At 61.0% G+C, this 9588-nt stretch carries 6 protein-coding genes, 1 tRNA gene and 2 pseudogenes; 5 read left to right on the top strand and 4 right to left on the bottom strand.

The features are described from left to right. Positions 1-108: 108 nt before the first annotated feature. The 3 genes from G448_RS18830 to G448_RS17655 all read left to right on the top strand — a co-directional run bounded on the left by G448_RS18830 (position 109) and on the right by G448_RS17655 (position 4341). A complete protein-coding gene (locus tag G448_RS18830) occupies positions 109-552 on the top strand; it encodes a DNA-binding protein (RefSeq protein WP_245572277.1) in 444 nt (147 codons plus the stop codon). 138 nt (positions 553-690) lie between these two features. Next, complete coding sequence (locus G448_RS17660; protein ID WP_211227993.1) at positions 691-2613, top strand: ATP-dependent nuclease; 1923 nt, start codon at positions 691-693, stop codon at positions 2611-2613. Between the two features lie 9 nt (positions 2614-2622). Further along, on the top strand, positions 2623-4341 hold the full coding sequence (locus tag G448_RS17655; protein WP_084436615.1) for a UvrD-helicase domain-containing protein: 1719 nt from the start codon (positions 2623-2625) through the stop codon (positions 4339-4341). A gap of 98 nt (positions 4342-4439) precedes the next feature. Here the strand turns inward: G448_RS17655 and G448_RS0109505 are convergent, their stop codons facing one another. The 3 genes and pseudogenes from G448_RS0109505 to G448_RS0109490 all read right to left on the bottom strand — a co-directional run bounded on the left by G448_RS0109505 (position 4440) and on the right by G448_RS0109490 (position 7122). Continuing rightward, entirely contained in the window at positions 4440-4655 is a 216-nt protein-coding gene (locus G448_RS0109505; RefSeq protein WP_026407782.1) for a helix-turn-helix domain-containing protein, read from the bottom strand. Between the two features lie 494 nt (positions 4656-5149). Then, positions 5150-6539, bottom strand: a pseudogene (locus G448_RS19120) (IS1380 family transposase). A gap of 506 nt (positions 6540-7045) precedes the next feature. Beyond that, positions 7046-7122 (bottom strand) — tRNA-Lys (locus tag G448_RS0109490). 114 nt (positions 7123-7236) lie between these two features. Here G448_RS0109490 and G448_RS0109485 point away from each other — a divergent pair. Next, positions 7237-7839 (top strand): TetR/AcrR family transcriptional regulator, encoded by a 603-nt coding sequence (locus G448_RS0109485; RefSeq protein WP_026407781.1) that lies wholly within the window; start codon positions 7237-7239, stop codon positions 7837-7839. Positions 7840-7950: 111 nt separating this feature from the next. After that, positions 7951-9207, top strand: coding sequence for an MFS transporter (locus G448_RS16050; protein ID WP_245572276.1), 1257 nt, complete (start codon positions 7951-7953; stop codon positions 9205-9207). A 29-nt stretch (positions 9208-9236) separates the two neighbouring features. Here G448_RS16050 and G448_RS19240 read toward each other — a convergent pair. Beyond that, a pseudogene (locus G448_RS19240) lies at positions 9237-9443 on the bottom strand (DUF2335 domain-containing protein); the annotation flags it as partial. Positions 9444-9588 lie beyond the last annotated feature (145 nt).

Genomic DNA, 9588 nt, shown 5'->3' with positions numbered 1-9588 from the left:
CCCCCGGATCATTAGAAGACAGGGGCAAGACACCCGTGCCCACAGCAGCTGGCCCAGCCCCGGACCACCCGGGACCACCAACAAGGTAACGGGCGGAGAACTGTCCCGGTGCGCTTCAGCAAGCTCGATACAAACAACTGGAAGCCCCTACTCGCCTTCCGCAAGCGTCTCATCGCGGGTGAGGTGGCTCCGGAACCGAGCACGGCTAGCGTAGCGCTTACTGCAGCGGCCAGCGAGACCACGACGGCTCGCGGTATCCGTAAGACGGCCTGCCGTCCGATCAGCACGGCGAAGAAGCAGCAGATCCTCGACCTGGCCCGCACGGGCATGGCTGTCAGCCAGATCGCTGCCGAGGTCGGCGTCGCAGAGACCACTGTCCGTGCCACCTGCCGCCAGGCCACGCAGCCGCCCCGCCGCAGGCGACGCTTCACTACTGATGACCTCCGGCGTGCCCAGCAGCTCCATGCTCAGGGGCGCACCTACATCGAGATCGGCCTGGAGCTCGGCTTCGGGCGGGACACCGTCGAGAGGCATCTGACGACCGAGCGGTAACGAACAGCAAACTCAGGCCTGATGGCTCTTGCAACGGTAGGACGACCCAGGACGATCCTGAACAACAGCGGTTTTACCAAATCGATACATTAACGACCTGAAAACGGTGTGTCTAGTCTCAAATAGGGTATAATCTGGGTGAGACCTGTCCCGTCTCACCCATTGGCAACCAAAATGCAAATCCGTACGCTAACTATTGACAACTTTCGAGGCATCGCTAACGGGGATGTCGTATTTCGGCAACATTCATTGCTTGTCGGTGGCAACAACATTGGTAAATCAACCGTTTGCGAGGCTTTGGATCTGGTGTTGGGTCCGGAACGTCTGTACCGACGTCCGGTCATTGACGAGCACGACTTTCATAATGGAAGATATGAAGAAGATGATGGCTCATCGCGGGACATTGTTATTCGCGTGGTTCTAACAAACCTCGATCGAACCCATCAGATACGTTTCAGACAACATCTTCGTCGTTGGGACGATGCTTCACTTAAATTTGTTGATGAAGAAGTTGACGGCCTTTCGCGTGCCGACAACGAGAACGTCACCTGGGCGTTGCCGGTGGTATTTGTCGGTCGATATGATCCCGAAGAAGATGACTTTGTTGGGGGCACATTTTTTGATCATCCAGTGAAACATCCAGATGACCTAGGCGATGAAGAAAAGGCTTCCTTGGGCGGTGGACGTTCGGTGTTTACTCGTGCCCATAAGCGAATCTGCGGATTCATTTACCTGCGTGCATTGCGTACTGGTACACGAGCCTTGAGCCTCCAACGAGGATCGCTGTTGGACACTATCCTTCGCCTTGGAGAAGAAGGCGACGCAAAGATGTGGCCAGATACTCTTCAGGCACTTAAAGAGATTAACCCAGCTATCGGAGAGATAGAGCAGCTTAAGTCGATTCGCGATCGGTTGCAGGAACGTCTTGGTCAGTTTGTTAATCTCTCTTCTGAGAATGATCCGACATCTTTCTATGCATCCAATCTAACTCGAGACAATCTGCGTGAAGTCGTGAGGCTATTCGTTGCGACTCAACCGAGTAACTATCCTGTTCCTTTCAACCGACAAGGCACCGGGGCAGTCAATCTGCTCGTTTTCGCGTTGCTGACGATCATTGCTGACATAAAGGGAGAGAGTTCGGCAATATTTGTGATGGAAGAGCCTGAGATCGCTTTGTCTCCCCACATCCAACGTCGGGTGGTAAAGTATGTTCTCCAAAGAATGGGGCAATCTATAGTCACCTCCCACTCGCCATACATTATTGAGCAGTATGATGCCGAGAGTGTTGTCATTCTAGGTCGTGATGGCGAGAATCAATTCTCAGGCAATCCGATTGAGGCTGATGTAATTAAGCCAAAGAATTATCGTGCTCAACGTCGGCAGTTTGCTGAGGCGATCCTCAGCAGGGCAGTATTTGTAGTCGAAGGTGCGACCGAAGTAGCGACCGTTAATGCGGTGTCGACGGCGCTTGAGAAGTTCCATAGAGGCTACTCTCACATTGATTTAGCTGGTGTTTCATTATTCAATGCTGAAAATGATCGAGAGGCGCCAAAATTTGGGCCAATTTTTAAGGCTCTTGGGAAGCCAGTGTTCGGTATGCGAGATGAACCAAATAGGCCGGATTCCCCTGACGCAGTAGTTAGTATAGGCGCTTTCGACAAGTTTTGGCAATCCCCAGAGAAAGGAATCGAGCGCATACTCGTCGAGGAAACACCTCATCAGGTGCTGCATCGCTTTCTTAGTGAAGTCTCGACACGTGACGACTATCCAGCAAACTGCAACTATGACCCATCTATTGAGGATGTCGATCTAAAACATCTTGTGGAGAAGGTACTAAAGGCAAGAAAAGGAGACTCCTACGGCTTTGGCTATGCTGGATTCCTCATCGAACAGTGTCAAAGTGAGGAAGAACTGCCGCCGTTCATCCGTGATGCGCTGCTCTTTATTGATGAGTATCTGAAGCCGTCAGAAGGATACATTGGTGTTCCCGAGTTTAGCCAGGAAGAGTTGTTTTTAGACGGTTCTGCTTCAGATGATCAGGTCGGCGAAGAAGAATTGTAGGTTGTTCGCATGAAATTGTCGAATGATGCCCAGAGCGCACTAAAGTCTGAGTACCCTGTACTGGTACTTGGCGGCCCTGGATCTGGCAAGACAACCTTATCCCTCTTGAAGGCCAAAACATACGCATCGGAACTTTCCGATGGCCAGGCGGTTCTGTTCTTGAGTTTTTCTCGAGCCGCTGTTCGCCAGGTCGAGATTAGATGCCATGACCTACTGGACACACAGGAGCGGAGATCAATAGAAGTGCGTACGTACCACTCCTTTGCGCGTGATGTAATTCAAACTCATGGCCGGCTTCTTTCGGGAGAACCCCCACGGATCATATCGCCTAACAAAGAAGCCCTTCTTAAATCGCGTTTCTCGGGACATTGGGCGAGTGAGCTGAAGCGGATGGCGTCAGGAGAAGGACGCTATGCTTTCAGCGAGTTTGCGACGGTTGCTAATCAACTTATTTCGGGATCGAATGCAGTTGCTGAGCTTATTGCAGACACATATCCGGTGATCATTCTCGACGAATTTCAGGACACCGATGATTCACAATGGGAGCTAGTCAAGACACTTTCGCAGCGGTCACACATGATGTTTCTTGCTGATCCCGATCAGCGGATTTTTGAATATGATGAGCATGTGAGTGCTGAGAGACTACAGCACCTTCGTGATTACCTCCGTCCGGCTGAGTTTGATCTTGGTGGTGATAACCATCGAAGCCCGAATTCAGGGATTCTTAGCTACGCCAACGCCTTGCTTCACAACACCCCTCTTCCGTCTGTTCCTGAAGTGGTTGTTGCACCATATTATCCCAAAAGTTTTGATATGACGATGCATGCGGCTGTCGTGTGGATGTTTTCAAATCTGCGACGCGAAGGAATCGAAAGGCCTTCTGTTGCTGTTCTTGGGCGAACCAACTTGATGGTTGCAAATGTGTCAGACTACCTTACCCAAGAACATTTCTATAATGGGCGTCTGCTCAAACCAGTTGCGCATGATGTTCTGTGGGATGCTGCCCTCACCATAACTGGCTCACTCGTTGTCGCTTCCATCCTGGAATGGACGGCACTTCCCAGGAACGCTGCCTTAATGCAAACTTTTGAACTGCTTGCTGAGTACTTTGATGTCAAAAGCGCTTTGAAGCCTGGTGGTGTGAAATATGCAAAAGAAATGAGTGAAAAGTTATCGGTTGATATGGTTAGGTTGGACCATGGTGATGCCCTGAAATACATGTTATCGAAGCACTTTAGCAGCGCATACGAAACTATGCAAGCATTTGGCGGTAATCCTGGGGATGATTGGTTGAGGGTTCGTAAACTATTCAACACTAGTACTGGTAACCTGGATAAGTTGTACAATGACGTGAAGTTTGTTCGACTATTTCGAGCGTCCGATCAGATCGGAGAATGCTTGAGTGATCTGTGGGATGAACAAGCAAGTTATCTGGGGGCGTCGAGTGTGTTACGTCGTCCACTTGAAATGCAGTCGCTGCAAGCTGATTATAGAGAGCCTCATGGGTGCTCGTTGATGACGGTGCACAAGGCGAAAGGCAAGGAGTTTGACGGCGTAGTAATTGTCGATGGCGACTCAAGGAGTTCTAGCGCATTTATTCGGCCCAATGCGTCAGTGTCGGAGCGAGATAGCGCTCGGAGATTACTGAGAGTCGCAATCACTAGGGCGCGACGTCGGGTAGTGCTGTTGCGGGCGAGTACTGCGCTGGATTTGGTTGACTCAGACTAGCTGCAAGTAGGTGAAGTTTCGATTCCTTGCTGCGGCTAGCTTGGGAGGCATGTCTGTGCCCACCACAACCCCGCTCTCGCAACTCCTTCAACCCTGCACTACTTCTGCAGGAGCCTCAGAGGCTCCACCCCAATCTGCTCTGCCATCTTCTCCAGGCTCTTGAGGGTGAGGTTGCGTTCGCCGCGCTCCACTCCGCCCATGTAGGTGCGGTGGACGCCAAGAACGTCTGCGAAGGCTTCTTGGCTCAGGCCTCTCTCCAGCCAGTAGGCACGCAGGTTCCTGCCCACCGTCTTCTGGAGATCACCAACAGCCACATCTCTCAGCCTGGCCACCTGCTACTTGAAGGTCTACAGACTGATGAGTAGCATCAAATGGTGCGGGCGGCAGACGATGCGCGGTAGCAGAGGGGAGGAACACCATGGCCATCACCCTCCAGGCGCTGGCCGAGGCCCACATCCCCACCGTTCTCGAGGCGTGCGCGGACTGGCCAGAGCTAGCGCAGTATGGCCCGCCGTACTGGCGGCCGAGAAGCAGTGCAGAGCTGCGCCGCAAGATCGCCGATACAGCGGGCCCGCAGCCGGCCACGGCATACAGCTTCGTCCTGGCAGATAGTGATGGGCGGCTGGCCTCGATCTTTCATTGGTTGGTTGAGTGGGGTTTGGTGGCGTCGTTGCCGGTGTCGTGGCTGGGATTATGCCGGTTGGGTGTGACGGCTTGCCGCGTGTCGTCTCGCGGTGGTCGGGCCTTTCCGGGGGCCAGAGGGTTCTTCCTTCAGGGGCGTGGTGGACAGGAGGCAGGAGCCGTGTGTCTACGGAGCCGGTAGGGCCTGGAGGTGCCCGAGGCCGTCAAGCAGAAGGCTGGTCCAGAGGTGGTCGGCCTTGTAGCGCAGGACGGTGCGGCGGGCGTGGTGGGCGATGACAGCGGGGATGCTCATCAGCCGCAGGCGGATCGTCCGGGGCTCCCAGGCGCGGGCGGGGGTAGAGGCCATGGCGAGCAGCTGGGAGAAGGCCAGCAGGTCACAGGCCAGAGCCACGATCAGGCACCAGACCCGGTTGGCCGCAAACCCCTGCAAGGGAAAGCGGTCAAGCCCGGTGTCCTTGGCACAGCGGATACGGTCCTCGCAGCGGGCCCGCAGCCGGTGGCGCACCTCGAGATCGGCGAGCTGACCCACCCTCGTGCTGGTGGCGAAGGCGGTCAGCCGGTAGCCGCCCACGTCCTCGAAGCGCAGCCGGGCGCCCTGATGGGGCCGCTCTCGGCGCATGATGACCCGCATCCCCTTGGGCCAAGCGGTCAGGTCCAGCAGGTCGGCGGTTCTCGGCGACGTCCGCACCATCCCTGGGCTGGCCGTCAGCATTGTAGGCCGGGGCCCAGGCGGTCTCGGGGATGGTGTCGTAGATCTGCGGCGTGTGCTCGGGAAGCATGAACCCCACGCTGTAGGACACCCGCCGACGGGCCAGGAACTCAATGGTCTCCTTCGTACCCCCGGCCCCGTCGATGCGCACCAGGACCCGCCGCCCGGGTCTGGGGCCGAGCCCGGCCTGGTCCAGTGCCCGGCGGATGATCTCGACGTGGTCGGCGGCGGTATTCGAGCCCGCGTTTCCGGGCCGCAGCACGAGCGCCGCGCACTCACCGGCCCCTTGGCCGGTGCCGTGGTCGAACCATGCGGTCAGGGGGTGGTAGCCGAACCCCTTCTTGAAGGTCGGGGCCGCCCCCTCCTTTCTCTGAGTGGACGTTGACCAAGGTGGCGTCGACGTCGATCACCAACGGACGCTCAGCGCTGATTCCAGCCGTTGGTGAGTGCTCGCCGGCCAGGTCCCACACCCGCTGCCGCACCGTCTTGCGGGCCCGGCCTCGGCGGCCTCGACAGCCTCGACGTGGTCGGCCAGGGTCCCCACAAGTCGCGAGACCGTCGGGTCGGAGGCAACAGGCCCGAAGACCTCCTTGTCGCACCGAAGCAGCGAAAGGTCAGACAGGCAACGGCCTCCCAGGGCCACGCGCACCGCCAGATCCGCTATGACCTTGCCCGGGTCGTGCACCGACCACGTCCGCCGCCACGCAGACAGGGCCCGTGAAAGCTCGTCGCCCAGGCCCGTGACCCTGCTCGTCTCGGTCAGCAGCCTCGCCCCCGCCGGCCCCACCGCAGGAACATCACCGGACTCCACACCCACAACCGGGTACAACCCGATATTCTTCACCACGAAGGTGTCCTTCCCCTGGAGTTCTCGGATCTCAGCAACCCGCATTATTCCAGGCGAAGCGACACCTTCACCCCATCTTCAGCACTCCAACAACGAAATCTCGAGGCTAGTCGATGAGGACGGACGGGTTGTTCTGCCTGGCGACGGTGGTGATGACGGGGCTGGCCGAGAGCTGCAGGATGCGGACGATGGTGTGAGGGGTGCTGGTGGAGAGCGTGATGAGCAGGAGCCCGGTGAGTGTGAGGTAGACGATGCTGGCGATGAGCCAACGGGTCGAGCTGATGAGGTGCCCTGCTCTGTCCGCGTGGCGGACACCGGTAGCGATGTCTGCCTGGAAGCGCGACTCAACCGGCCGTTCGACCAGCTGGCCAGTGCACGACTCCGGGCTGTGGCACGGATCTCCGCCCTACGAAAAACGCCCACCTCGATGGGAGGTGGACGACGGTCCTCGGCTGAGACGGCCACAGGGGCTGTTTCTCAGGGTGAGGGTTTGTATAGCGATGCTGTGGTGCCCCCCGTGGGGCTCGAACCCACGACCGACGGATTAAAAGTCCGCAGCTCTGACCAACTGAGCTAGAGGGGCGTGCCAGCCGGGCGCGGAGCGGCCGCGCCGGATGCCATGGGTCAGCATAGCGGCCGTTCCTCGGCCGATGACGCGGACTTGACGAAGATATACATACATGTTTGCTTGTAAAGCGTGAGACGAACCGCTGCCGATGCCGCCCTGACCCGCGAGGCCATCACCCGCGCCGCCCTGCACCGCTTCGCCCGGGACGGGTGGGACGGCTGCTCGCTCGTTGACGTCGCTCGCGGCGCGGGGGTCACCCGCGGCGCGGTCTACCACCACTTCTCCGGCAAGATGGACCTGCTGACCGCCGTGCTCGTCGAGCAGTGGGCGATCCGGGCACGCAACCTGCTCGCCCTGCTCGACGCCGAGCAACCGGCCGCCGAGCGCCTGACGGCCTTCCTCGCCGACTACCTGCGCCGCCTGCAGGAGGACCGCCCGTTCCGCGACCTCATCGTCGTCTCGACCCTGGTCGCGCCCCGGGCCATGCCCCTCGAGTCGGGCCTGAGGGCGAAGCACGAAGGCCTGCGCCCCTGGACCGAGCGCATCGACCGGGCCCTGGAGGAGTGCGAGGACATCCTGCGCGCCTCTCGCGACGCCAGCCGTTTCACGATCATGACCGTCATCCACGGTGCCGCGCTCATCGCCGCCGTCTCGCCCGCGGAGCTTCCCGGGTCCGAGGAGAGCCGGACGATCGCCGAGTCCATCGTCGACGGGCTCCTGCGCCCCCGTTGAACCTGGATGCCGCCCCGCCCGCCGCGGATCGGCCCGCGGCCCCTGCCCGCCACCCGAGCCGGGCACCGCCCGGCCAGCGCCCTTGTCGCGCTCAGACTCAGAGGAGAACGAATGACAACCTCCAACTCGAACATCCCCGACCCGCCGGGCCCCTCGACCGCCCCGACTGCCCCGACGTCCCCGGCGCGGTCCCGGACGAGTGCGCGCATGGCGGTCGTCGTCTCCTGCGTCGCGCTGTTCACCGACATGCTCGTCTACGGCATTCTCATCCCGCTCCTGCCCCTCATGCCCGCGGTCGAACGCGCGGGCTCGTCGGCGACCGGACTCCTGTTCGCGGCCTACGCCGCCATGATGATCGCGGTGACGCCCCTGGCCGGGCGGCTCGTGGACCGGCGGGGACCCCGCGGCCCGCTGCTCGTCGCGCTCCTGGGCCTGGCCGCGGCCTGCCTGCTGTTCGCCCTCGACGGCCCCTACTGGCTGCTCCTGGTCTCCCGCCTGCTGCAGGGCGCCGCCGCGGGGCTCGGCTGGGTGGCGAGCCTGGCCCTGATCGCCGCCTCCATCCCCCTCGAGAGGCGGGGGACGTACCTCGGACTGGCCATGAGCATGGTCTCCGTCGGAACACTCGCCGGTCCTCCCCTGGCCGGATGGATCTCCCGCGGCCACGGGCACGCCGCGCCCTTCGTCCTGGCGGCGGCGGTCCTGCTCGTCGACGGCGTCCTTCGCGTCGTCTTCGTCGGGCGCGCGCCCGTGCAGAGCGACGATCCGGCGACGGCCCTCGATGTGCTCCGCGTCGACGGGTCGTGGCCCGTCGTCGTCCTCATCGCCCTGGGCTCCGCGGTCACGAGTGCGATCGAGCCGATCCTGCCAGTCCGTCTCGCCGGCGGTCTCGGCCTCGACGCCGCGGGCATCGGACTGCTGTTCGCGCTGCTCGTCATCACCGGGGCGGTGCTCAACCCGATGGTCGGTGCGATTCTCGGCCGGGTCTCCCCGAGACTGCTCGCGTTCGTCGGCGCGGTCCTGGCCGTCGCCGGCCTGATGCTCCTGGGGATCGGCTCGCGCCTGTCCGTCGTGATCGCGGGGATTGTCTGCCTCGGCGCGGCCATCGCCTTCCTCGTCGCCCCGGCCAGCACTCTCATCGGCGTGCAGGGGGCGCGCACGGAGCCTCCGGCCCTCGGCGGCGCCTACAGCCTCTACAACCTCGCCTACGCCGCGGGGCTGACGCTCGGGCCCGCGCTGGCGGGCGCGCTCACCTCGGCGCTCGGATACTCCGCCGCCTGCGCCGCCCTGGCGATCGGCGTCGCCGTGGTGGCGATCAGCGGCTTCGGCCGGCTGCCCCGTCGGCTGTCCGCAGGGGCGACCGGCGCATAGGACGGCGAGCCCGCCCTCTGACGCTGCTCCGCCATGCGGAGGATTCGGTTCGCCGCTCCCGGTAGCACCTGCTCGAAGCCGCTGAAATCCGCTGGCGATGGCAAGGGGCCCCGGTAAGCCTGGTAGGAGCGGGTCAGCTCGAACTGCGCGATTCCTGCGAGCGGCGCTCCGTGCCCATCGCCGTCGACAGGCTCGCTCCCACCGAGAACCAGGCGGCCCTCGTCGGGTCCTTCCACGTGCTCCGGATGCGCTTGTAGTTCTCGATCGACGGGTTCAGGGCCAGGCTCGCCCGTTACCTTGTTGGTGGTCCCGGGTGGTCCGGGGCTGGGCCAGCTGCTGTGGGCACGGGTGTCTTGCCCCTGTCTTCTAATGATCCGGGGG

Origin of the sequence: Actinomyces gerencseriae DSM 6844, assembly GCF_000429265.1 — a bacterium.
GTDB lineage: Bacteria > Actinomycetota > Actinomycetes > Actinomycetales > Actinomycetaceae > Actinomyces > Actinomyces gerencseriae.
The sequence above is the reverse complement of the archived record's forward strand: the minus strand, read 5'-3'. Positions and strand labels throughout refer to the sequence as shown.

Coding starts and splice junctions, on each gene's coding strand:
- G448_RS17655 (WP_084436615.1), top strand. CDS start 2,623: ATGAAATTGTCGAATGATGCCCAGAGCGCACTAAAGTCTGAGTACCCT.
- G448_RS16050 (WP_245572276.1), top strand. CDS start 7,951: ATGACAACCTCCAACTCGAACATCCCCGACCCGCCGGGCCCCTCGACC.